This window comes from Mesobacillus maritimus (assembly GCF_044803185.1).
GTDB lineage: Bacteria > Bacillota > Bacilli > Bacillales > Cytobacillaceae > Mesobacillus_B > Mesobacillus_B maritimus_B.
In genome coordinates, this window is record NZ_CP085225.1 from 1,677,236 (window position 1) to 1,703,677 (window position 26,442).

Sequence of the window (26,442 nt, forward strand, 5' to 3'; positions counted from 1 at the left end):
GAAAGGAGGAAGGAACATGCAAGAGCTCATCCCGCTAATAAGTGAAGTAGGGTTTCCAATCATTGTCACCTGATACTTGCTTCATCGAATCGAAGCCAAGCTCGACAATGTTGTCCAATCGATTCAGAACCTACCGTACCAGATGAAGGAAAGCGATTACTCGGAAAGGAAAATTATGTAGAGAGATCTCAAATGGTGTCCAAGAAATGCAAGACAGTGATTCCCCATTTTGCAGACACCTCAAGTGACAAATCACAGTGATTTGTCACCTGGCACTGGTTTTTCTTGGGTCACTGACCCCTTTTGCCAGATATCTAAACTGGTTTTTTCGACAAAATCTATCAATCTTCGAGGCGTGCCAGGCACCACATAATTGAGGCTTATGCAAGTGTCAAGACATTTTATTTTGAATATAGCAATGAAATGAATATCATTTGGCGATGAATTATTTTACTAAGTTTTTATTGTTTTTACTGATATATGCAAAGTTAGCAGTACACTAATAAAGTAATAAGGTTTACTTCAGTAAAATAAGGTATATTATATTTGTTGAATAGATTCTCTTTAAAGACAAGAAAAGTAGGTGAACAAAGTGGGAAAATATCAATTGGATACCAAAGGTAAGGTAGCTGTGACAAAGTTTCATGAAAAACAGACGCCTGCCAAATTTGATAAAAAGCAGCATCTTGAAAAAATACGTGCGGAGTATTTGAAAAAGAAGCAAAAACAAACAGATAAATAATATGAATGAAAACATAGGAAGACGAAATCTCCCTATGTTTTTCTTATTCGAAGTTCTTTTTTTAATTGATGATAGATAGAGTTTATTATTCCCATAAATTTCAGATTCGATGACAAAAAACTCGTCATCAGATATCCATTCCTCACTAAAAATTTCAGTAGCAGAATCAATAGATTATCAAGAAATAAAATGTTGGAAGTTGCAAGGTCATTGAAATAATTTATAGAACTGACGGGAGCGATTGTTCAATAAGAGCAGTCGCTTTACCAGAAAAAGGAGTTGTCGACATGCCAGCCCATGATGATGGTGTGTCGGAAGAGTTTAAGAAGAAACTTTATAATAGACTTGGGACGAAAAATCAGAAAACAACGCTTTATGGCAGCTAGTTAGGGAAATATGCAGGTAAGATGTAAAGGATTAACCCCCTATCTCTTTTGAACTGTAGGCCGCTTATCTTTAAGAAGAACAACTAAATACAAAGTCATTTCATGCTGCGTAGTACAAGGGTACTGTGAATAGAATAGCTACCTAAGAGGACGATTGCATTCAAAGCGATCGTCTTTCTTATTTTACAATGATTGCGCAACAATAATGGTCTTTATGAAAGGCTGTTTTTTAAGGATTGTTGTTAAAATTGTAAAAATCTTAAAGCCGATTTTTACTACCTAAAGCCGATTTTAACGTAAGATAAGCTAATTTTGTACGTTTTAGTTTGATTGCAAGCTCTTTTCTCATATGTAAATCGCCATTCTGCTCTGTAACGATGCTTAAGTCGTTCTACTTAATATCCAAAAGTCACAAAGTTTAAGAAAAGAGCCTTATGAAAAGAAGTATCCTAATCCCTTAGCTAAACAACAAAATCCGAAGCAATGCTATTATTATTGAATAATTCACCGTTAGCGGACCTTCATCTCCCAGCCATAGTAGAAGTATTGACGGAATTAAATCCACTTTCATTCTCTACGGTGCACCGCCGTTCTTGCGCTGCATGATGGGATAATGGGCAGTTTGGAATAAATATAGAAAAACTATAGAATATTTACATTTTTATTGAAGAGAATAAAAAAATAAATTATGAACGTTTTACTAAATCCTTGATGGAGGAAAATAAATGACTGCTATAAAAAAATTAACACCTTCAGAAGTCACAAATTTATGGCAATCCTATTTAACCAATACAATGTCTTATCCAGTTACTCAATATTTTATTGCAAAGACACAAGATGAGGAACTACATGCGATTCTTGAGTATGCAGAAGAAATTGCGAAGATTGAAGTTGATATATCTAAAGCTTTTTTAGAAGAAGCCAATCATCCACTTCCGCAAAAATTTGATCAAAATGATGTGGATATAGATGCTCCAGCTATTTGTACGGATAATTTTACAGGTATCATAAAATACCAGTTATCTCAAGCTGCTCACATTGTTTATTCATTGTCTTTAAGTACCTCAACCCGTAAAGATATTCGTGAATTTTATCAAGAGTGTCTCAAAAATTCAGCTGAGCTCTCTAATCGTTTAGCGGACTTTATAATAAAAAAAGGACTTCACCACCCTGAAATTCATATTCCAACTCCCAATCACGCTGAAAAAGTTAGTAATCAACGTTTTTTAGCTGGATGGTTTGCTGAACGTCGTCCTATCAATACTGCTGAGATCAGTCAGCTTGTTTTTAATTTTAAGGCTACGGAATTACATAAAACCTTTATGAAAAAGTTTGCTCAGGTTACACCATCAAAAAAACTAAAGAAACATTATGAGCGCGGAGTAGAAATTCTACAAAAGCATTTAGACATATTTCAGTCTATATTAACTGAAAATGATTTACCAAAACTACCTACATGGGAGAGCGAACTCACAGATACGGCAGTATCCCCATTTTCAGACAGATTAATGCTATACAAAATGACCTTATTAACATCTGAAGCTTCAGGAAGATACGGAACTTCGCTTTCTTCCGTTCAAAGAAGAGATTTGGGAGTACATTATACTCGGTTAATGGCTGAGGTTTTAAAATATGGTGAGGACAGCGCCAATCTTATGATAGAACATGGCTTTATGGATCAACTTCCTTTGGCTAAAAAAGAATAAGTAAGACGAACTATTCTTCAAATATAGGGGAGCTTATTTTTAAGAAGAACACTAACAAAACAAAAGTTTGCTGCGCAGTACAAGGATACTGTTCATTAAATTGTTTATCGCCCTTATTCAACTATAGGGCCGCGTATCTTCAATAAAGATTGCTATAAAAATGTTTGGAGTTATGTACTCCAAGCATTTTCTCTGTTTTCATTTTAATGCAATAAAATATTTCGAGTGGTACCGAAAATGACTTAGACTGTAAGGGATATATATATACTGGAACTGGGACAGTGAATAACCTGTCCCAGTGTCCCGTTCCGATATCATTGCCTTATTATATCTTGACAATCATTACGATAGAAAAACCAAACGGAAAAATGTCATTCAGGTGATTTTTGCTTAGCAGCGGAATGGACCGATTGAGCTGTGAAGTTGGGGTTTGAGAAGGAGAATGGGTGGTTTTATGGTCGTTGTCGTGAGGCCTGGAAAATTAGATACTTAAAGACATTGAACTATGAAGATACAATGGATAGTTCAGTAAAAAGAGGAAAGCCCATTAGAAAATGGACTTCACTCAAATAATAATCTTCTTATACTTCTTGGGGTGTGTCAGGCACTGTTCGCCCGTTCTTTCTTTGAACAACGAAACAAAATCTTATGAGCATTTTGGCAATTTTAAAATGCATAAAAATAAATTAAAAAGTATATTTACAAGTCTATGCTAGTAGAGTAAACTAACACTATTATTCTCATAAAATAATAAAATTTCTGATGAAGAACGGTTGTGAAGGGGAAGGAACCTGATTTTTTTATGGAAAGATTGAAAATCAATTCTGCATGCTAGCTGCATTCTTCCTGTTACATCATGAACAACAATAGAAAGGAATGAGTGAAAATGGAACATATGGGAATTGTCTCTTTAATACCGCCGATTGTTGCGGTCATTTTAGCGATGATCACAAAAAATGTGATTGTATCTTTGTTTTCGGGTGTGTTTATCGGTGTTTTGATTTTAGCAGGAGGAAATCCACTTGAAGCAACGATGCAAACCATCGAAACGTATATTTATCCACGACTAGGCGATGGCTATAATACCGGTGTTCTCGTACTGCTGTTTTTTATCGGGGGCTTTGTGGCACTGATGGAAAATTCCGGTGGGGGTGCCGCTCTCGCACAGGCGTCGATTAAATACATAAAAAGTCGTGCTAAAGCGCAGATTGGAGCTTGGATTGGTGGAATCATCATCTTTTTCTCTGACTTGGGTACGCCTTTAATTGTTGGTCCGGTGTTTGAAAAAGTCTTTGATAAGCTAAAGGTTTCTAGAGAGAAACTTGCATGGATTATCGATTCTACCTCCTCTCCGGTAGCGGTCTTGATTCCGTTTATTGGTTGGGGAGTTTATATAATGGGATTGATTAAAAATGAGTTTGACTTGTTAAACATCACAGCTTCTGAATTTGATACCTTTGTACAAGTGATTCCTTTTCAATTTTACGCGATCTTAGCGGTGATCATGGTTCCTTTGGTCACGTTCACAAAGCTTGATTTCGGTCCGATGGCAAAGGCGGAAAGAAGAATTCAAGAAACAGGTGCTTTATACTGGCCAGACTCAAAACCACTAAGAAAGCCAGAGCAAACGGAGAAGTACACCAATAGTTCGAAAGCAATTTTGATCTGGTTGCCATTATTGGTTTTGTTCTTAACTTTATTTGGATTATTGATCTCATTTGGCTTCCCGTTTGAACAGGTTCCTGGAAATGAGTTTCGAGTATCCCTAACAACGGCCTACTTGTTTGCGGCTGTTACCATTATCATTTTAATGATTAGTTTCAAAATAAAGAAGTTTGGCGAAGCTTTTGAGATTTATACATCTGGGATGCAGAAAATGGCGTATGTTGCGGTCACCCTTGTACTGGCATGGGCGCTTGGTACGTTGTTAAGTGATATGGGAACGGCCATGTTTATTGTTGAAATGGTGCAAGGAAATATTCCTGTATTCATTATTCCGGCCATCTTGTTTGTAGTCGGGGCCATCATGTCATTAGCATCTGGAACGTCATGGGGAACGTTCGCGATCATGATTCCAATTGCGATTCCAATGGCGGTTGGGCTTGATGCGCATCTATTGGTTTGTATTGCGGCCGTTCTTTCTGGCGGAATGTTTGGTGACCATACTTCCCCAATTTCGGATACGACCTTGCTGTCATCAACTGGAGCTGGTGCTGATCATATTGATCACGTCAAAACACAATTGCCATATGCAATTTTAAATGCAACTGTGACTTTTATTGGATTTATTGTCGCGGGGATTACTGGGAGTGCTTGGACACTTCTTCTTGCCATCGCACTCCTAGTTATGGCGGTCCTTGTGTTATCGAAAATGGATAAAAAGCGCTTGTTAAGCAATCAGTAAATAGCCAGAGAAGAATGTTACAGGTGTCAGGCACCTTCCAGATAATTGGATTGTGCCTGACACCAATTACCCCCAATTACCCTTTATGGGCACATTGTTTCCGTTGGCGGTGCGCGCGTTGTTGAACGAAATGTCACAGAATACGAGATTATCTAATCATAAAAGGGCCGGATTCCATTAGGAACCGGCTTTTCCTATCTCGAAACGGTGTAATTTAATAGAGAGGAGGAAGGAACATGCAAGAGCTTATCCCACTAATAAGTGAAGTAAGGATTCAGATCGTTGGTTTTAGGGTCAGTAAGCATACCCTTTTTTGATCTCTAATTCTCAAGTGAGATACATTTTGCTTTTTACATAAGAGTGTTTTTAGAAGCTAACCACTTAGTCTCTGTAAGAAAATGGGGGTTTTCTATATAAACAAAAAAAGACCATGTAGGTTACCCCACACAGCCTATTCCGCATCCTGTCGTTTATGAATATTCAATTTCTCCGTCTTCTCGTTTACATAAGCATAAATAATATCTTTCACATACAAATCATTTTTCGTTAAATTTCCCATTAGCCACTCTTTTGATTTACCCAGCAATCGTAGATTCCTGCCTTGGATTCGTCCGTCAATAATCACAGCAATCGGCAGGCCTTCATCTTTAATAGGGATTTCTAAATGCTGAACGGTGACCGGCGTATTTTCCGCTTTAGAAATGATGCTGACTTCACCGATTGGCTCGAGTATCGCATAATCAATGTCTGAAAGCTTAGGGTAGCCTTTGCTTCGCAAAATGGAGAGAAGCTGTGCATAAGATAATCTTGATTTTTCCATATTATCTTCAACAATTTCACCGTGCTTAATTAAAATCGTCGGCTCACCTAAAAAGAAGCGATTGCCCCATTGCCATAAGGTCATCTTCGAGAACAAAATATGGAAAATCACAAGTATTGCTAAAGCCGACACAGTTGGATAAAAATCCGTACTAATAAGAGGTTCAGCCGCTACCGTACCAACGATAATAATCGCAACCAAATCATAGGGAGTCATTTGAATGATTGTTGATTTTCCCATGATTCTCATGATCGCGATCGTAATGAGATAGAGGACGAAAATCTTGAGGATCAATGTCATAAAGGTCACCTCAGGTATTTAATAAGGCTGTTTTCGTAAACATTGTTGTTAAAATTGTAAAAATCTTAATGCCGATTTTAACGCAAGGTAAGCTGTTTTGTACGTTATAGTAAGTTTGCAAGCTCGTTTCTCTATTTTGCAGTGAAACAAAGCTTCATCCATCCTATTTTGTATCCAAAAGCAACAAAGTTTGAGAAAAAAGCCCTTAATAAAATTAAAATGCCCTCAATGATTGGAATATATTCACAGCAGCTAATAAATGCCCCTTTATGCTCCAAGCATTTTCTTTTAAACGCAATCAATATTATATTTCGAGTGGTACCAGTCACCACAAATTCACCTGCCTTAATAAAATAATTAAGGCAAGGTTTCTTGTGGAATCTCTTAGCTTTACTTCATATGAGACTTTTTTATTTACTAATAATATAAAACATTTACTTTATTACACTTTATACATTTTTCATAATGTTGATTTCCTTTAAAATGATGATCACAATTTTGCTGGATCTCCTTTAAACTTTTCTCCAAAAAAGCAAGGTTAGTTCTGAGTTGATTAATTTTCTCTTCAATTTTTTCGACCTTCACCCTAATAACCCCCTAAGAAAGTTACTGATATATGTTACCACCAGATTGCTTAAACTGTTTAGCTTTTTCCTTCATACCTATTTCAATAGCTTCCTCCGTATCAAGTTCTTTTTCTTTTGCAAAATTACGAATATCTTGTGAGATTCTCATACTGCAAAATTTAGGTCCACACATAGAACAGAAATGTGCTGTTTTTGCACCTTCAGCAGGTAAAGTTTCATCATGATATTCAATTGCACGTTCAGGATCTAAAGATAAATTAAACTGATCCCTCCAACGGAATTCAAAACGAGCTTTTGATAAGGCATCATCTCTTTTACGTGCTCCTGGATGTCCTTTTGCCAAATCAGCAGCATGTGCAGCAATTTTATAAGTGACAACCCCTACACGAACATCCTCTCTATTCGGTAAGCCTAAATGTTCTTTTGGCGTTACATAACAAAGCATCGCAGTCCCATACCAACCAATCATTGCAGCTCCAATAGCAGATGTAATGTGATCATAACCAGGAGCAATATCAGTCGTAAGAGGTCCAAGTGTGTAGAATGGCGCCTCCTGACACACTTCCAGTTGTTTATCCATATTTTCTTTAATTAGGTGCATTGGTACATGCCCTGGTCCTTCAATCATCACCTGTACATCATGCTCCCAAGCAATTTTTGTTAGCTCTCCAAGAGTGTCTAATTCTGCAAACTGTGCTTCATCATTTGCGTCACGAATAGATCCAGGACGCAAACCATCCCCCAAAGAGAATGCAACATCATAGGATTTCATGATTTCACAGATTTCTTCAAAGTGAGTGTATAAAAAGCTTTCTTTGTGGTGGTATAGACACCATTGTGCCATGATAGATCCACCGCGAGAGACAATACCTGTTACACGCTTTGCTGTTAACGGGATATATCGTAAAAGAACACCAGCATGAATGGTGAAGTAATCAACACCTTGCTCTGCTTGTTCTATTAAAGTATCTCGGTAAACCTCCCATGTAAGATCTTCAGCAACACCATTTACTTTTTCAAGTGCCTGATAAATTGGGACAGTTCCTACAGGAACCGCTGAGTTACGAATAATCCATTCCCGTGTTGTATGAATGTTTTTCCCTGTAGATAAATCCATAATATTATCAGCACCCCAACGCGAGGCCCATGTCATTTTTTCAACCTCTTCTTCAATAGAAGAAGAAACAGCAGAGTTGCCAATATTCGCATTAATTTTAACGTGGAAATTACGGCCTATTATCATAGGCTCTGCTTCTGGATGGTTGATATTAGAAGGAATAATCGCTCGACCTTTTGCAATTTCATCCCGTACGAATTCAGGTTTCATATTTTCTCTAATTGCGATAAATTCCATTTCAGGCGTGATAATTCCTTTTCTTGCATAATGAAGTTGTGTAACACTTTTCCCTTTTTTTGCCCGTAACGGTTTCCGCTTTAAACCAGGAAACACGTTATGATTCGTGCGAGGATCGTTTTCATCTTTATATCCATTATCCTCAGGCTTGATTTCACGGCCATCATATTCCTCAACATCGCCACGTTCTTGAATCCATGAACTGCGAAGGGAAGGAAGACCTTTTGTAATATCGACAGAATAATCAGGGTCTGTATAAGGTCCGCTGGTGTCATACACACGTAATGGAGGATTTTCCTCTTCTCCAAACGTACCGGTTGTCGGGCTTAACTCGATTTCACGCATTGGAACTTTAATGTCAGGCCTAGAGCCTGTTACATATACTTTTTTGCTACCAGAAAAATTAGACATGATGGAAATATTTTGTTTGTTTAATGAAGATGTTGACTTTGACATAATAAATCTCTCCTTTTTTTGAATATAAGGACGAGATATAGAACACAACAAGGGGAAAGCTTATAAAAGCTTATGAAGTATATAAAAAAGCCGGTGTCCAATAAATGGCTGGACCCGGCTAATATGTATAAAGAAGTAGTATTACTCTAATGACGCTTCTAACTTCCCCACGCTGGTATGAACCAGATCAGGTCCCAAGAGTCAAGAAACTTCAACGTGTTTCTTTCTCAGCCCAACTTATTGGACTCCCCTAGTTATTTCTATTCAATTTGATTTTAGTATACATGAGACATGATTAAAATTAAAGTAAAATTTAGAAAATGAGGCTAAGGGATGAGGCTGGGATTTGATTTCCTTGTTAAGAGAGTTAAAATCGATATTGCTAAACAGGGTAAAGTACCGGTTGGGACGGTTGAGTTTTTGTTTGAGAGGGAGGTTGGGGGATTTAAGGAGGTTTTGTAAAGATAGGATACGTAGAATAAAACATAGGTCAAGCAACTGGCTATTGCAGAGAGGGTGGGAATCTAGTAAGGGGCAGGTTGATAGACCCACAAGTTAAAAGCCTAACAGTATTCTTCGACAAAATCTATCAATCTTCGGGTAGTGCCAGACACCGAAAATCTGGTTTATTAACCTGTCTATATTTATGACTGATAAAGAATGAGCATCACTCTTTTATTTTAATACAATAGGTTTATTCCTTTATTTAATCAGCAGGAGAAAAATAATAAAAGTCAAAATTATCTAAAAAATTATTGAGGTACCATTCTTTTGCAGGTATACTATGATTAGGTTTAACGTTAACATTTTTAAATCTGGTAGTGAATAAAGTGAGAGGAGCTGGAAAATGAAATCTTCAAAAGCAAAAAGGTGGTTCACCGTCGCCTTAGCCGCGACCATGTATTTTACGTCCTTTGGGGTCGCGCCGCTGATGGCACAAAATCCGTCCGTTTCCGCAACGTCAAATGAAAACGTTAACATTGAAGCGGGGATCTGGTTTGAAACGGCGTTTGCCGTCTGGACAGGCGACATCAACGCCAAGTACGAAGTTTATGTGAAGGGTGCCAACGTCATCGATTGGCGCGACGGCAGCCTGATTACCGACTTCCTGACAGACTGGACATTAGTCAATGACGAGGCCAACGCGCCATTGGTTCGTGTGGTGGACCCGGCAAGAAATACTTGGCGCGCCGATATCCCGGGGCTTCCGGAAGGTGATTACGAAATCCAGGTGAGATTGGACGGAAAAGTCGTACATAGCTTCTCAAACCTGCAGACAGAAGCTTTCCCGCGTAATGGGGCGGCTTTTGTTCCATCAAATGAAAATCCATACAAAGGGAATCATGATTTTGCTTTAGATGGCGCTATCGGCGGCTATTTACCGGACGGACGGGTAAATCCGGAAGCGAAGATTGTTTACATCACGCCTGAAACCGCTGCACGATATGCCAACAGCTTGTTCAGCGACAGCAGCCGCGGATCGACCGCGAATCGGAAACAGCCGCTTGTTGTCCGCTTCGTCGGGACCATTACCGAACGCGGCGCTACAATCGGAGAAGGCAACGGGAATGTCACCATCGAAGGAATCGGGCCAGATGCGACTCTTTCTCACGGTCCGACCTTGATTGGGACAGGCGGTGCCCACAACGTCGTCATCCGAAACATGAATTTCGATTATTGGACTGGCGATGCTATTGAGGTCAATGGCAGAAACACCACCATAAGAGCTTCAAATATTTGGGTACACAACAACACCTTCGGCTATGGCCAAAACCTTCACCTCGCCAATGCCGCCGATCCGGATCAGGCAAAAGGTGATGGCGCGTTGGACATCGTTAACCATGCGCGGAATTACACCATGGCTTATAACTACTTCGCTGGCAGCAGTAAAGTCATGCTGATTGGCGGAGGTGCCGGCTCTATTAGCGAACACTACGGAACGATCCATCACAACTGGTTCCAGGGAACAGAAGAACGGACTCCAAGGGTGCGTAATGGGCGTGTCCATATTTACAACAATTTATATGAAGATGTTCAAGGGCATCCTTACCATGATACCTTATTGGACAGAAACACTGGTTACGGAATCGGAGCCGCTCACAACGCTACCATTTGGGCGGAAGGGAATATTTTTGACAATGTCAACTTCCCGTTCTTAAGGAGCCGCCAAGGTCATGCCCGAGGATTCCAAGAAAATGGGTTTGGAACTGACTTGCCAAACGGTACGCCGAATGCAGGGTATAATCACTTCTTCGGTGACGCACCTGGATACATCGTCGCGCCGGAGGCAGTCTCTGAAGGGGACTTCCCTGAAACACTGGATGGTTTCAGATCGGCATCCGATGTGAAATCTGGCATGACCCAAGCTGATCTGGATGCCCTGATAGCAGAAGCTTCACAACTTGAGCCAAACGTTTTAGATGCGGGCTCGTCAAAAAATTTCAATGTAAAAGAAGACGTTGGAATTGTTGTTGCTGCCGATTCGACTACCCAGAACCCGAACATGACCACCAGCCCGGCTTCGCAATTGGATTGGGCGTTCCGTCCGAGCCGTCAAGGCGTATGGCCGACGGGTACAGCTGAACTGGCAGCGGCTTTGAGAACGGAAATCGAAACGAATACCGGATCCCAGTCCGATATCGCGCCTGTTTCTGCTCCGGCCGCGCCTGAAATCACTGACGTCCGGATCAATGAGGAAGTCCGTTCCGCATTTGGTACGTCTCATATTCCGGCCCCTGGAAAGATTATTGTTCACGAAGGTACTTTCACAATCGATTGGGCCAACAACGACGTGTTGACTGAAAGCTATGAAATCCAGTTGAACACAAATAAGGGTGATTGGGTCACCTTAGCAGAAATCGCTCATAATACAAGGGCGAAAAGTTTTATCACTCAGGATATCGATCAATTCGCCAACCTGAATGGCATTCTCGCTCAAGCTGAAAACGGTGGCATTTATCAATTCAGAATCCGCGCTTTGAACGCTGCCGGTGCCAGTGATTGGTCTGATGTGGTCACCGTGGATACGGTTGAAACAGCCGATGCTTCTGCAGTGGTCGATATGTTGAAAGGAAATCAAAATGAATTGACAATCACTATCGATGAAGTCTATGCAGACGGAACCGGAAGCGGGACGTTGACTGAGACCTTCCTCATCAATAACAATGCCGAGGGAACTTACCGAGTGGGACGTTACGATGTATTCGTCAACACTAAAGGCAATACCGAGGTCCGTGAAATCTATATCGTCGAATAACAAATAATAGGTTGGGGACGTACCCTGTGCTTCTTTCTTGGAGGGAGCTAAGGGTATGTCCTTTTACTAGTTTCCAAGTTTATAGTTTAATCGCTGCTGCTCCATTAAAAGTACATTGTATTTACTTTTGTTGGGCTATTTTTAATATTTGTTTTTCCTAGACTATTCACTTCTTTCTAAGCCTATATACTTTTTAATTAACGGGGTGCGTTACTTTAATAACCATCTTCCACAATCGTGCATTTGTTGTAAAAAATATAAGGTCATATAATATTAGTTAGTGAATATATTATATGACCTTTTTTTTGTTATTTATTTACAAAATAAAAATGAATGCAAGGAGGAGTGAAAAAAATGGCAGAACATCATTTTCATTTAAAGGCACATTGGCCAGGGCTACGTAATGATGTAGGGAAAATCGAAGCCAATCATTTAGTGACAAAAATTTCTATACCAAAAGAAATGAACGGTCCCGGTATTGGTACAAATCCTGACGAAATGCTCCTTGGGGCAGCATCGACATGTTACATTATTACACTAGCTGCGATGATGGAACGTAGTCAGATAGAGAAAGATGGATTAACGATGGAATCAGAAGCAATTGTTGATGTGACAAATGGTGTATTTACATATAAAAAAATTATCCATCGACCAGAAATAGTATTGAAACAAAATGCTTCCGTTCGAGACAAAAAAGTGGCACAAAAGCTTGCAGAAAAAGCTGAAAAATCTTGTATGATTAGCCGTGCAATTCAAGGCAATGTGGATATTCAATTAGAAGTAACTGTTAAAACTCCTTAATTGTACATTAAAATGAATTGGTGGAAAGCCCAAACTTTATTGTGATTTTATAAGGTATACCAGTTAATAAGAGCTATAGTTTATTCAAGTATAGGGTGCTTATTAGTTATAAAAAAGACCAAAACTTAAGAAATTAATTGCTGCGTAGTACAAAAATTCTGTTCAGTAAAGTGTTTATCATCTTAATTCAACATTCCGCAACTTTTCCAACAAAAAAGATTGCTATAAAAAATGCTTGGAGTCCAAGCATTTTTTTTGTTGATTTACCTGCCTAATTTTTCTTATTAACTCTAATTCAATTTTTATGCGATAGTCACCGTTAATTCCACTTAGCACTTATTTCCTAGGGTATTTAATTAAACAATCAAATCAATAATTTTAATAAACATAATGAATTAATTCAGAATTTTAAACTCTTTAACTCTAAAGTCATCTTGGCACCAAAGGTCGTCCAAAGAAGAGTATTTTGGATAAATATAAGATAAATAGCAGGGGAACTATGACCAGAGTGCACTTGTCATAAACTTTGTAAAATAGCAACGAATGAAGGATTTGGTAGAAAATGAAAGCTAGAACCAATAAAGGCTATTCTCCTTTTCTGAAAGTAAAGTAAGCAAGAGCTATGGCCACGCACCCATAGAATGCCCATGGTTGGACAAATCGAACATATTATAGACGCGACTGGTAATAATACCTAGAGGTAATAATCTTAATTTGATAGGGGAATACTGAACCTTTCTTTATACTGAGGAGAATATGAATGATGGAGCAAAAAATAAGTTCACTTCAACTTCTATACGCGATTGTTGGATACGTATTAGGGACAGCCATGATTTTGGGTTCGGGAGCGGAAGTGAAGCAAGATTCATGGGTATTTATTCTATTCGGCTTGTTCTGCGGGTTGATTTTAATGGGAATATATACTCAATTATCAACATATTATCCAAATCATTCATTGGTACAGATGATCCCGAAAATTATTGGCAGGTATCTGTCCTATCCAATCATTTTGCTTTATATTTTACATTTTATTTATTCGGCAGCAAGAGCTTGTCGAGAATTAGGAGACCTAATTGTTTCAACCATTTTAACAGAGACCCCTGTAATCGTTGTAATCGGAAGCTTTATGATCCTATTGATTTACTGCCTAAGCGGCGGGGTGGAGACCTTTTGTCGTACAGGAGAAATTGTGTTTCCCGTTTATGTTCTTGCTCTTTTAGTGATTTGGGTTCTATTATTTACTGTTGAAGGTTTTGATCTTAACCAGTTAGTCCCTATACTTGGTAATGGCGTCACACCAGTGATGAAACAGGTTCTTCCTTCTGTCGTGAATTTTCCATTTGGAGAAACAATCGTTTTTATGATGTTTTTCCCATTTTTGAACGATAAGAAATCTGTGAGAAAGATAGGGTTATTCGGTATTCTGTTTGGAGGAATCTTGTTAACGAGTAATTCCATCATGATGTTATCTGTTTTAGGTCCGGAGATTTATAGCCAAACTTATTTTCCTCTCCTGATAGCCACACAAATGGTGACAATTGCAGATTTTCTTGAACGTTTTGATGTCATCGTGATTTTACTAATGGTCACTGGCGTGTTTTTTAAGGCAGGGGGATTTGCGTTTGGAGCTGCTATTGGGATCACTCAATTATTTAAGTTAAAGCAATCCCGCTCTGTCATACTTGGAGTGGGGACGATTATCCCGCCCTTATCACTCATAAGCGCCTCAAGCTATGTAGAACATATTGAAATTGGATTTACTGTATTTGTTCCATATATCCATACCGTATTGCAAATTATCCTTCCTGTCTTATTGCTTTGTATCGCCATTGTTCGCAAGAAACTTGGTCACTCCTAGGTATTACAGGGAGCCCTTACAAGTATTTTAATCTACGATTGCAAGTTATTAAAAAGGTAAAATAGAATCCCATTAGACGCTGCTATTCGCATCGTCTTTTTTCATCTATCCTTCATTATTCAACCACTATAAGAAGATGAAAAACCCATTCTTACATAATAAAAATCATTATGGATAAAATTACATTAAACTCTAGTTTTTGTTTTAACTGGGTGCAGTGGGGATCGTTCCCATAACAAAAGGGGTTTAATATGGAAAAGGCAATTATTAGTTCGCTTCAACTTTTTTATATCCTCATTGGTTTTGAATTGGGGACAGCAATTATTCTAGGGTTAGGTTCCGGTGCCAAGCAGGATGCATGGCTTGTAATATTGGTTAGTACATTCGCTGGTGTAACTTTAATGGGAATCTATCTTAAATTAGCTAGGTTCTATCCAAATGATACCTTGGTCGAAATTATTCCTAAATTAATTGGCAAATTTTTTGGTTATCCAGTAATCGTTGCTTACATTCTTTATTTTATCTACATTGCTGGAAGAGTGTGTCGGGATTTAGGTGAATTGCTTGTGTCAACGATTTTAGTGGACACACCGATTGGGGTAATTATCGCGACATTTATGGTACTGGTGGTCTATTGTCTTCGTGGTGGAATTGAAACGTTGGGCCGAATGGGGGAGGTGGTATTTCCAATTTTCCTACTATCGTTAATGGCTATTTGGATTCTACTATTAACCGTTGAATCGTTTAATCCTGCTAATCTCACCCCAGTAATAGGAAATGGAATGAAACCAGTTTTAAAGGAAGCTCTTCCAAAGACACTTAGCTTTCCATTTGGGGAATCCGTCATCATTCTCATGTTACTTCCTTTCCTTAAGAATAAAAGGAAGGCAGCTTTCACCGGTTTTGCTGTCATCTTTATTAGTGGGATCGTTCTTTGTGTGAATTCAATGTTGATTTTATCTGTATTAGGTCCTGAGTTATATGAAAAAAAATTCTTCCCACTTCTTTCAGCTACTAGGTTAGTGAGTATTGCCGATTTTTTAGAAAGATTTGATGCCTTAATCATCTTAATGATGGTCGCAGGAGTCTTTTTTAAAGTTTGTGGGTTCACCTTTTGTGCAGCATTAGGGATTGCACAATTAGTTAAAGTAAAGAAGATAGATTCTTTACTGATTGGATTAGGGACAATCATAACGCCATTATCTCTATTAATCGGAGGCAACTTTATTATTTTTTTAAAGACGGGGTTGGAACTCATCACCAACTACGTAAGCCCCGTAATGCAAATTATTTTCCCTAGTTTACTTCTCTGTATGGCGTTGATTAAAAACAAAAATCAAACAAAGAAACTTAGTTAAAGGGGGTGACACTGTGAGATTTCTGAGATTATTAAAATACAAACCTGTTCAAACAAAGAAAGTGAATAAGAGGGAGAATGATCTATTAGCAGGTGTCATTGAAGAGGATTTTTATAAAATTAAACGGATGTTTGAGGGATCTTCAGATTTTTCTTATCGCAAGTTTAAGATCAATACGTGTAACGCGATTATTCTCTATGTTGACGGTCTTGTCGATATGAAAAGTATAGAAAATACAGTGATCACCCCCTTATTAAATCAAAGTGAAATGCTATTTAAAAAAGACTCTTTAACGATTGAAGATTTTGAACATGAAATTAGCTCTGGTAAGGTCACAAAGGGGGAGACAATCCAAGAAATAGAAGATCAGCTACTCGTTGGAGTGACGGTTTTATTAATTGATGGATTTAAACAATCGATTTTCATTAGTGAACAATCATGGGAGAAACGCTCGATTAAAGAACCCCCTTCAGAAGCCGTTGTTTTGGGACCCAGAGAGGGGTTTACTGAAAATCTCCGGACAAACACAAGTATGATCCGACGAAGAATTAAATCCCCGCAACTGAAATTCGAAAGCATGAGCCTAGGGACCCTTTCCAAAACAGAGGTGGTTATTACATACGTTGAAGGAATTGTTGAAACGTCACTGATTGAGGAAGTGCGATCGAGGTTAAAGAGAATTAAGATTGATTCAATCGAAGATAGTGGATATATTATCGAGTTCATTGAGGATAATCCATTCTCTGTGTTTCCACAGGTACTACAAACAGAACGACCTGATCGGGTGGTTGGCAGCCTCCTTGAAGGAAGAGCAGGAATTATTGTTGAAAATAGCCCATTTGCGCTTGTTGTTCCTGTTACTTTTTTTCAAATGATGAGTTCTCCTGAGGATTATTATGGAAGATTTATCATGTCAACATTTACTCGGTTGATTCGATATTTGTTTTTGCAGATTGCGTTATTATTTCCTTCTATCTATATAGCCGTGACAACCTTTCATCAAGAGTTATTACCAACGAATCTCTTGTTTAGTGTAGCCGCTTCCAGAGAAAAGGTGCCATTCCCCGCTTTAGTAGAGGCTTTTTTAATGGAAATTACCTTTGAAGCTTTACGGGAAGCAGGTTTACGACTTCCTAGGCCAATTGGATCAACCGTTAGTATTGTTGGTGCATTGGTGATTGGTCAAGCAGCGGTAGAGGCGGGGATTGTGTCTGCTCCATTGGTTATTGTCGTTGCGGTTACGGGGATTGCTTCGTTTATGTTTCCAAGTTATAGCATGACTGGTTCGATTCGACTACTACGTTTTGCTATCATGTTGTTAGCTGGGACGCTTGGATTTTATGGAATCTTGCTAGGAATATTTTTTATTTTGGTTCACCTTGTTCAGCTGCGTTCCTTTGGTATTCCCTATCTAGCACCTGTTGCTCCATTTAATTTTAATAATATGAAAGACGTATTGATCCGTGCACCATGGTGGAAGATGAACAAACGTCCTGTACAAACCGCAAAAAGAAATGAAAAAAGGTTAAGCAATCAAAAACAAAAATACTAAATGTTCATATCGAACAGGTAGGATGATACAAATGAAAGTCTTAAAAAGAGGATTTCTTATAGTCCTATCCATCTTCTTGCTATCGGGTTGTTGGAATCGAATTGAGATCAATGATATTGCGATTGTAACGGCTGTTGGATTGGACCTTTTTGAGGACAATCAATTGAGATTATCCCTTCAAGTTGCCGTTCCGTCGCAACTAGGTCCAGCTACTGGGACAACGAAAGGTGGCAAAAGTACCTTTATTATTTCTGAAATGGGTGGGACGATTTCTGAAGCATATCGGCAGCTTCAAGAAAAATTGTCAAGAAAAATCTTTTTCTCACATAGCAGGGTTCTGATCATAGGAGAGGACTTAGCCAAAAACGGTGTGACCCATATGCTTGATTTCTATGCACGGTATCAGGAACCTCGGATGCATAGTAGTATTATTGTGACAAAAGGAAGAGCAGTGGATATTCTTAAACAAGAACCGACGCTCGAAAATGTCTCTGCTGAAGTAGCAAATGAGATCATTAAACGGAAAGTAGGATTGAGGATCAGTATTAGGGATTTTCTGGATATGCTTCTTACGGAAGGAGTGGAACCAGTAGCTCCTCAATTTGTATTAGTGCCGTTAGAAGTGAAGAGTGACTCACAATCGAAAGAAAAACAGGCCATAAATGGAGCGGGCGTTTTTAAAGGGGATAAACTTGTTGGGTGGATGGACGACAGTGAGACAAGGGGGATTTTATGGCTGCGGAATGAGATGGAAGAGGGAGTTATTACGGTAAATATTGGTGAAGAGAGAGGAGGCGGGAAGATTAGTACGAATATCATTCGAACTGAATCTGACATTGTTCCTGAACTTAAAGACGGAAAGGTTACTATTACAATCAATACTCGCGCAGAGATGAATGTATTGGAAAATGCTTCAGAAGTAAATCTGGGTGATCCGGAAAATATTGATAAGTTAGAAAAAGAGATAGAAAAGGAAATTAAGGATAGGATGCGCATGACCTTAGACAAGGCACAAGGTGAGCTAGGATCTGATATATTTGGTTTTGGTGAAGCACTGTATAAAAAATACCCAAAGGAATGGAATAACACCTATAAGGAAAAATGGGATGATGAATTTTCAGAGGTTGAAGTGATAGTAAAACCAAAAGTATTTGTACGAAGAGTAGGGTTAATAAGACATTCATAACGTTTTTATTATAAAGGGGAAGGCGAAAAATGTTTAAAATGATACTGATTACGATTATTTTTATGATGATCTTTGCATGGGAGATTCCTAAGTTGAGAAGGGAAAAAGAAAGGAAAGAGTTCGTTCTGTTTTCCTTTCTTGGATTGATTGGGTACGTTTTAAGTATATTGGTGGTCATGGCCTCGTTCATTTAGTTGTTAAACCATAGTGAAAGTTGGGAGTTAGGCACCTACGTTGCAAAAGACCAAGAAAAAATCCATCGAATAAATGATAGTGTGAACTATATGGATTCACAATTGCCGGAGCTACAGCTTTATCATTTTCTCAATGATATTCTTAATGGAGTTGTTAATAAAAGGTTGTTTTCGTAAAGATTGTTGTTAAAATTGTAAAAATCTTAAAACCGATTTTACTACCTAAAGCCGATTTTAACGCATAGTAAGCTATTTCGTACGCTATATTAAGTTTGCAAGCTCTTTTCTCATAATTAAAAAGCGATTTTGTATCGAAAAGCAACAAAGTTTGAGAAAAGAGCCTAATAAAAAGACAAGCATGGGGCCATTACATTTTATTACAAATCCCCTGAGGTTTGGAATCTCGGATTCCGCAGCCTCAATATTTTCTTGAATTGTTGGGTGTATCCACGCCAAGTTCGACAATGTCGCTCAATCAATTCAGTTATCCTAAATGGGTAGAGGTATTCTCACACCTAACGTGACAAGTGACAGTGACTTGTCATAAATGATTCAAGAACGAAACTGGATGTACCATTATAGATTCATTCGAACATACTATTTGTACGATGAATTCATTAAATATATTTTCAGCTAATGTATTTTATCTACGTCCTTCTATGGAAGAGATGAATTTATAGAACTATTCTCATCAGCGTTTTATCTTTTTGGCACAATAAATGCATATTTAAAGTTAAAAGTAAAAAAACATAGGGTATGGTGTTTATTTACACAATAATGTAAGGGGTTACAAAAAATAGTGGAACAGGGGTGATGTTGATGGGAAGCTCAGTAAATCGGAAAATTTTATTGGCCAGCAGACCAAAGGGTATACCAGATGAAAGTAATTTTACGGTGATAAAAGAGAGTATACCAGAAATTAAAGAAGGAGAAGTTCTGATCCGTACCATTTATCTTTCAGTTGATCCATATATGCGTGGACGAATGTCAAATGCAATATCGTATGCTAAGCCATATGAACTTGGGGAGCCGTTTCTCGGAGGGGTAGTTGGAAGAGTAGTTGATTCTAAGAATTCAAGATTTCAAGTAGGGGATTATATTGAAGGTCGACTCGAGTGGGCTGATTACAATGTGTCCGATGGAAAGATGCTTCGCAAGGTCAATCCGGAATTGGCACCTGTTTCCACTGCGCTTCATGTATTGGGCATGCCTGGATTGACCGCTTACTTTGGATTATTGTACATAGGAGAGCCTAAGGATGGGGAAACAGTCGTCGTGTCCGGAGCTTCCGGAGCAGTCGGCATGCTTGTGGGCCAACTAGCTAAACTAAAAGGATGCAGAGTTGTCGGGATAGCCGGTACGGATGAAAAATGTTCATATATAACCGAAGAACTGGGCTTTGATGCCGCCGTTAATTATAAAACGACAGAAAACCTAGAAACTGCACTTAAAACCGCTTGTCCTGATGGGGTCGATGTTTATTTTGACAATGTAGGTGGAGAGGTGAGCGATAGCATTTTGTCATTAATCAATTTCCAGGCGCGGATCATCATTTGCGGTCAAATCTCCCAATACAATTTGGAAAACCCCTCGATGGGCCCAAGAGTTGGGGGACAGCTACTGAAAAACAGTGCCATGATGAAGGGATTCATCGTTTCTGATTATGAAGAACATAACGATGAAGGCTTAGCAAAACTTTCCCAGTGGCTTAGGGAAGGGAAAATCCAATATCGAGAAAATGTCGTTATAGGTTTTGAAAACACCATTAATGCCTTTTTGGGACTTTTCCGCGGTGATAATATCGGGAAACAGCTTGTAAAATTGACAGAGGAATAATCGTTTAGAGGCCCCCGCAATTTGCTACGATAAATGACTGACAGATTTCTTTATTCATAGGAAAGAGTTACCTTGTTCAAACAACAAAAACACCGGGAAGGTTCCGGTGTTTTTTGTTTATGGACTTATAAAGCGTTCATGGGTTTGGATGTTGTTAAGTGCGATTTTACTATATCCAGATGCTTGTTTTTTAGTAGTTATCCGCCATTTCCTTGGGCGAACTTTGTTCTGGGTTTATTCTAATAAGACAGATAATAATTTAACCTAAAATAGTACTATTCTTAAAGGCTGCCTTTAATAAATGGTTTAAATTCCACAACAGAAGATAATTTCATTAAGGTAGACGGTTCTCCGTAAGGTAAAGTAGCATCAATAAATTCCTCAAGTATTTTCACTGATTCCGTTACGACTTTTACTAAATAACTATACTGACCTGCTAATCGATGGCATTCTACTACTACGGGATGTTCCTTACAAAAATCCCTGAAGTTCTTTCCTTGTTTTGTGTCGAATAAAATAAAAGCTGTTACATTTTTATTGAGTTTTTCAGGATCAATGACCGCCCTATACCCTTTTATAACTTCTTTATCCTCAAGTTTTTTTACTCTTTCGTTTGTTGCAGGAGTTGAAAGTCCAATCTTCTTTCCTAATTCTGTCATTGATATTCGAGCGTTGTCTTGAAGTTGAATAAGAATGCTTTGATCAATTTCATCCAAGGGATCCGCCACCTTTACATTAAAAAATTAAGTATAGATATATTATTAACGTTAAAAATTAAGTAACTTATTAAAAGACCTTTAAATAGTTATGTAATTAAAATAAGATACCATATAAAATTGTAATCAATAAAGTTATAGAATTTTATCTAATAGGGAGAGGAATCAAATGGAAGTATATCAAGCTAAAATGGAAGATTTAGAGGGAGCATCAAATTTATTTAATTTGTATCGTATGTTTTATCAACAAACATCAGATTTAGAAGGTGCCAAGACTTACATAAAAAATCGTTTAGAAAGCAAAGATTCGATTATATTCGTTGTTAAAGATAAACAAGAGTATGTAGGATTTACTCAACTTTATCCCACGTTTTCATCAATATCCATGAAAAGAGCATGGATATTAAATGACTTGTATGTAGATGTTAAAACAAGAAACCAAGGAGTAGGAGAAATGCTTTTAAGTAAAGCAAAAGATTTCGCTATTGAAACAGGTGCTAAAAGTATTAGTTTGGAAACAGCACCAGATAATTTCGTTGCTCAAAGATTATATGAAAAAAATGGATACAAAAAAGACTCTCAATTTTATCATTATGAATTAGATTTAGTTGAATAGCCTTTAATGTTTATTCAACGGGTGCTTATTTGTAATAAGAAAGACTAAAAACAAGATAGTCACAACGATCCTGTGGTTTAAATCTGTTAGCATAATTGAAATGCGTGGTTCTGAATTTAACATGAATCTAAATCAATGGAATGAATAAATAACAAATCTACGAAAAATAATCATTAAGACAATAGAAAACTTTCCGACTTAATTTTCTACTGGGAAATCAAGTCGGTTTTTTTACGTTTACGTTATATAAGGACGATTATCAGCTAATACCCAAACATATTTTTAGAAAAATTTTTTGTGAAAACATACCCGCGAAACAAAATACCTAGAGTGTGCCTGGCAGATTTTATGCGCAAACCATGCTACTATGAAGTTTATAAGTTAGTTTAATATAATAAAGATTTTTCGGAAAAAACCTAAGGGAAGCAGCGTCCTTATAACAACAATAGTAGAACGAGGGATTCAATTGAAAAAAAGAGCAAAATCAAAACAGCAAAAAGCAACCGATTATTTTGAGCTAGATACAGATGACAACTTTTATTTTATAGCGGGTTACACAGATGGTGGTGCACCATATGGAATGACTTGGGAGGAAATCATTGCTGATGAATTGAAGATTAGAGGCGCTGTGAAGAAGGATGCCAACAAAGCTGTAGAACTTATTCATATCGCCATTACCGATATTGCTGAGCAACTGACTGGACAAACGAAGAAAGAAAATATCCAAAAAACACTGTCTCAATTCTTTCGCGAAGACAATAATCGTCTTAGCTATCAAAATATGATTGTAGCTGATATTTTAGGTAAAATAGCTGGGATTATCATTACCTATCCGGGAGAAAAAGCTACTCGATTAGATGAGCCAATCTTGAAACGATTAAGAAAGAAAAGAAGGAATGAGGAAATTCACTTTGATAAAGAAGCAAACGAAAACGATTTTTACATAGACACCTTATGTGTGAATGATCTGTTCAGGGGTTATGGAATCGGAACCATGCTTTTAAAAGAAGCAGAAAAAATGGCAATAGAAAAAGGATATTCTAGAGTTTCCTTAAATGTTGCGCAAGATAATCAAATGGCAAAAAAACTATACGAACGAGTTGGCTACTCGAAAGAGAAAGTCATTCAAATTAATAAACACCCCTATGATTATATGGTCAAGACTCTTAAAGAGGAAGAATAAATACTATTTTCTTTACAATTGCTAAAGATCAAATATCTTTTCTTATAATTTACAAAAACAACCTACAAAATCTCATGGATTTTGTAGGTTGTTTCTTGGTTAGGAATTTTGGGTTCAGTCCCCCGGTGGAGTAAAGCGATACTTCAGTGGAGGTCTGACCCCAGTTTTGTTCCAATTCTAATGAAAAATCTGGTTATATTCTCATTGTAAATAACAAATTTAATTTAAACTTACATGCGTAACTATTCCATTAACTATGTCTTGCTAGTATATAATAGCTACTAAAACAAAATTATTTTCATTCCCAAGGAGAGTAGATCATGCAATTCCAATATGAACAGATTAACTATTCAGCTGATCTGCCAGTAAATATATTCACCCAGACCGTTGAACGTTTCCCATATCATTGGCACGAAGATACAGAAATCCTTCTTATTTTGGATGGAGAACTGGAGATACGGATTGACCGAAATAGCCATAAACTTGAGAGTGGAGACATTTTTCTTGTAAATGGGAATGAGCTTCATTTTATTCATTCGCATACTAGCTATGGAAAAACTCAGGTATTAGCTATGCAGATGGATAGCAGGTATCTAAAAGAACATGGGCTTGATATGGAGCAAAAACGATTCTACCTGAACTCAAGAGATAAGGATAATGCACCTAAAGTGGTTATGGATGAGCTGAAATATATTCTTGCCAATATGATGGATTTGGTCATAAATAAAAAGAGTCTTTATCATCTAAAGATAAAGAAGTGGTTATTAGAGCTTGCAGTGATTCTCTTGGAGCATTTTGAGGTAAAGACCAAGGTAGATGATAAGCAACTAGATAATGACCAGAGACTACTAGATATTTTAAAGTTTATGAATAAGAACTGTATGAAGGCAGGTTTAAGCTTACAAGTTATTGCGAATGAGTTTAATCTGAATCCACAATATTTATCTCGATATTTTAAGGCAAAGGTTGGCGTGTCATTCAAAAAGAAATTAGATAATATGCGATTGAATAAGTCGTTACTAGCCTTGCAAATAGCGGATGAAACAGTCACTGAAATAGCATTGAAGTATGGTTTTCCTGATAGTAAAGCTTATTATCGGGTATTCAAAGAAGTTTTAGGGACTACACCTAGAGAATATCGAGATGCCTATAAGGTGGAAGTCGAGAACAACATTTCTAAGGATTATCTTAGTATTAATAGCAGTGAATCACTAGCCAATTTGTTTAAGTATCTCAAAAAGGGGGGGAATGACCAGGAGATACGGAAACGTGAGTCTCAGTCTGTTACTGTTGATCTAACTAAAACAAAAAGATCAATCAATCATACCTTTACCAATTTGCTGACTTTTGGCTATGCTCCACTTGCTCTGAGAAATGATTTTAAACAACAACTAAATCAAATTCAAAAGGAAATAGGCTTTAAGTATGTTCGATTTCATGGGATTTTTGCTGACCAGCTACTTGTATACAATACTAAATCAGATGGAACATACTTCTTTAATTTTAATAATGTCGATGCGATTTTAGATCACTTGCTCGAGGCAAAAATTAAACCTTTTATTGAAATAGGGTTTATGCCCAAGGACTTAGCCACGACTGAGCATACGATTTTTTTATGGGAAGCTTACGTGTCACCTCCAAAACAAATGGAGAGATGGAAAGAATTAATTGAAGCATTTGTTAGGCACTTGATTAATCGGTATGGATTAGATGAAGTTAGAACGTGGTATTTTGAGTTTTGGAACGAGCCGGAAGTTCCATTCTTCTGGAGGGGAACCAGGAAGGAGTTTTTGACCCTATTTGCCGAGACGTACAAATCAATCAAATCAATTGATCCCAAAATTAAACTAGGTGGATTTAGTAGTATTAATTTTGCAAATTACCAATCATGGATTGATGATTTTAATCATATTGCATCAAAAACAGATATAGATTTGGACTTTTTCACTTTTCATGTTTACAATCTTACTCGAAAACCAAACCTTGATCTACAAGTGAATAAAAAAACTTCCTATGAGGATATCAATAGTGTGACAGCTTTTAAGACCATCATGATTGGCGATGAACAAAATCTTAGGGTAAATATTGACTCAGTTGTTGAAAAGAGTAGAGGTTTCCACAAAGATACTAAAGAGATTTGGATCACTGAATGGAATGGAAATAGTGATAGCCAGGATTTACTGCATGATACGTGTTACATGGCAGCTTTTATTACAAAAAATGCCATTGAAAACTTCGAAAAAGTAAATGGAATGGGATACTGGACGTTTACCGATTTGTTTGAAGAATTCAGACAGAAAATGCACCTGTATCATGGAGGGTTCGGTCTCATGACCTACAACGGGATAAAAAAAGCTGGATACCATGCTTTCTATTTTCTAAGTAAACTCGGAGATGAGTTGGTAGTAAAAACCGAAGATATGATTGTTACTAAAAGGGGCGAGGATTATCAAATATTAATTTACAACTACAGTCATCCTAACTATTTATATCGCACCTTTGACTACTCGCAATTGTCTCCGACTAGTCGGTATTCTGTTTTCGATAATGAAAAAGTCCAGGCTTATCAAGTGACTTTAAATGGTATTCATGGCAACTATCGCATGAAAAAACAATATGTAAACCGGGAGCAAGGTTCATCCTACGATTCCTGGGTTCGTATTGGAGCACCCATAGATATTGACGATGAGACGGTTTGCTACTTAAAGGGAAAAGCAGAACCTGGAATGAAGATAGAGGATATAACCGCAAATGAAACATATTCACTGATAACAGAACTGCACCCCCATGAAATTCAATTAATAGAGTTCAAAAAACGATACTGAAAATGTGTGATCAAGCCATTCGCTAGAAGATAGAGCGAATGGCTTATTTATATACTTGAAGTTTTAATGGTTTAAAGAACTCACCTGCAAATCAGTTTCATGTCAAAAATCGTAACAATCACCCATATGATTCACTTCTATATTATGCCCGGTATTTTAAATGGTTTTAAAATAGGTCATTAATTGGAGTGCGAAATCTATTGTATTGGAATGAAGTATATCCTAGGTCTCTATATACTTGACTTACCTACTTCGATAGGTGGTGCAATCATTTGATAACGTTTTCTATTACCACTCTATGCTTAG

At 37.6% G+C, this 26,442-nt stretch carries 18 protein-coding genes, 1 pseudogene and 1 riboswitch; of the genes and pseudogenes, 16 read left to right on the forward strand and 3 right to left on the reverse strand.

The genetic code is table 11. The annotated features are described in order from the left end of the window. The first annotated feature begins 16 nt into the window (after positions 1–16). The 4 genes and pseudogenes from LG336_RS08030 (at position 17) to LG336_RS08045 (ending at position 5,238) form a co-directional block, all read left to right on the forward strand. Positions 17–181: pseudogene (locus tag LG336_RS08030) on the forward strand (YvrJ family protein). A 411-nt stretch (positions 182–592) separates the two neighbouring features. Further along, positions 593–742 (forward strand): hypothetical protein, encoded by a 150-nt coding sequence (locus tag LG336_RS08035; protein ID WP_094246623.1) that lies wholly within the window; start codon positions 593–595, stop codon positions 740–742. A gap of 1,111 nt (positions 743–1,853) precedes the next feature. Next, on the forward strand, positions 1,854–2,834 hold the full coding sequence (locus LG336_RS08040) for a DUF3231 family protein (protein WP_404332051.1): 981 nt from the start codon (positions 1,854–1,856) through the stop codon (positions 2,832–2,834). A gap of 886 nt (positions 2,835–3,720) precedes the next feature. Further along, positions 3,721–5,238 (forward strand): Na+/H+ antiporter NhaC family protein, encoded by a 1,518-nt coding sequence (locus LG336_RS08045; protein ID WP_404332052.1) that lies wholly within the window; start codon positions 3,721–3,723, stop codon positions 5,236–5,238. A gap of 451 nt (positions 5,239–5,689) precedes the next feature. Here LG336_RS08045 and LG336_RS08050 read toward each other — a convergent pair whose 3' ends face one another. Together LG336_RS08050 and thiC are read right to left on the reverse strand one after the other, a co-directional pair. Next, a complete protein-coding gene (locus LG336_RS08050; RefSeq protein WP_404332053.1) occupies positions 5,690–6,358 on the reverse strand; it encodes a DUF421 domain-containing protein in 669 nt (222 codons plus the stop codon). A 606-nt stretch (positions 6,359–6,964) separates the two neighbouring features. After that, complete coding sequence (gene thiC / locus LG336_RS08055; protein WP_404332054.1) at positions 6,965–8,755, reverse strand: phosphomethylpyrimidine synthase ThiC; 1,791 nt, start codon at positions 8,753–8,755, stop codon at positions 6,965–6,967. Between the two features lie 147 nt (positions 8,756–8,902). Then, a riboswitch (TPP riboswitch) is annotated at positions 8,903–9,017 on the reverse strand. Positions 9,018–9,088: 71 nt separating this feature from the next. On the opposite strand from thiC, the gene LG336_RS08060 reads away from it, so the two are divergent. The 9 genes from LG336_RS08060 (at position 9,089) to LG336_RS08100 (ending at position 20,796) form a co-directional block, all read left to right on the forward strand. Beyond that, positions 9,089–9,217: a hypothetical protein gene (locus tag LG336_RS08060; protein WP_404332055.1), complete on the forward strand. Its 129-nt coding sequence runs from the start codon at positions 9,089–9,091 to the stop codon at positions 9,215–9,217. Positions 9,218–9,602: 385 nt separating this feature from the next. After that, positions 9,603–12,011 (forward strand): hypothetical protein, encoded by a 2,409-nt coding sequence (locus tag LG336_RS08065; protein WP_404332056.1) that lies wholly within the window; start codon positions 9,603–9,605, stop codon positions 12,009–12,011. Positions 12,012–12,365: 354 nt separating this feature from the next. Continuing rightward, complete coding sequence (locus tag LG336_RS08070) at positions 12,366–12,812, forward strand: OsmC family protein (protein WP_404332057.1); 447 nt, start codon at positions 12,366–12,368, stop codon at positions 12,810–12,812. 760 nt (positions 12,813–13,572) lie between these two features. Continuing rightward, positions 13,573–14,670: an endospore germination permease gene (locus LG336_RS08075; protein WP_404332058.1), complete on the forward strand. Its 1,098-nt coding sequence runs from the start codon at positions 13,573–13,575 to the stop codon at positions 14,668–14,670. A 251-nt stretch (positions 14,671–14,921) separates the two neighbouring features. Beyond that, positions 14,922–16,028, forward strand: a complete 1,107-nt coding sequence (locus LG336_RS08080) for a GerAB/ArcD/ProY family transporter (protein ID WP_404332059.1) — start codon at positions 14,922–14,924, stop codon at positions 16,026–16,028. A 13-nt stretch (positions 16,029–16,041) separates the two neighbouring features. Next, positions 16,042–17,580: a spore germination protein gene (locus LG336_RS08085; protein ID WP_404332060.1), complete on the forward strand. Its 1,539-nt coding sequence runs from the start codon at positions 16,042–16,044 to the stop codon at positions 17,578–17,580. Between the two features lie 31 nt (positions 17,581–17,611). Beyond that, positions 17,612–18,766, forward strand: coding sequence for a Ger(x)C family spore germination protein (locus LG336_RS08090; protein WP_404332061.1), 1,155 nt, complete (start codon positions 17,612–17,614; stop codon positions 18,764–18,766). Positions 18,767–18,795: 29 nt separating this feature from the next. Beyond that, a complete protein-coding gene (locus LG336_RS08095) occupies positions 18,796–18,960 on the forward strand; it encodes a hypothetical protein (RefSeq protein WP_404332062.1) in 165 nt (54 codons plus the stop codon). An 819-nt stretch (positions 18,961–19,779) separates the two neighbouring features. Next, positions 19,780–20,796, forward strand: a complete 1,017-nt coding sequence (locus LG336_RS08100; RefSeq protein WP_404332063.1) for an NADP-dependent oxidoreductase — start codon at positions 19,780–19,782, stop codon at positions 20,794–20,796. 281 nt (positions 20,797–21,077) lie between these two features. On the opposite strand, the gene LG336_RS08105 is transcribed toward LG336_RS08100, so the two are convergent. Then, positions 21,078–21,512: an Lrp/AsnC family transcriptional regulator gene (locus tag LG336_RS08105; protein ID WP_404332064.1), complete on the reverse strand. Its 435-nt coding sequence runs from the start codon at positions 21,510–21,512 to the stop codon at positions 21,078–21,080. 169 nt (positions 21,513–21,681) lie between these two features. On the opposite strand from LG336_RS08105, the gene LG336_RS08110 reads away from it, so the two are divergent. The 3 genes from LG336_RS08110 (at position 21,682) to LG336_RS08120 (ending at position 26,136) form a co-directional block, all read left to right on the forward strand. Next, on the forward strand, positions 21,682–22,128 hold the full coding sequence (locus tag LG336_RS08110; RefSeq protein ID WP_404332065.1) for a GNAT family N-acetyltransferase: 447 nt from the start codon (positions 21,682–21,684) through the stop codon (positions 22,126–22,128). 466 nt (positions 22,129–22,594) lie between these two features. Then, positions 22,595–23,311: a GNAT family N-acetyltransferase gene (locus LG336_RS08115; protein WP_404332066.1), complete on the forward strand. Its 717-nt coding sequence runs from the start codon at positions 22,595–22,597 to the stop codon at positions 23,309–23,311. A 320-nt stretch (positions 23,312–23,631) separates the two neighbouring features. Beyond that, on the forward strand, positions 23,632–26,136 hold the full coding sequence (locus tag LG336_RS08120; RefSeq protein ID WP_404332068.1) for a helix-turn-helix domain-containing protein: 2,505 nt from the start codon (positions 23,632–23,634) through the stop codon (positions 26,134–26,136). Positions 26,137–26,442: the final 306 nt, after the last annotated feature.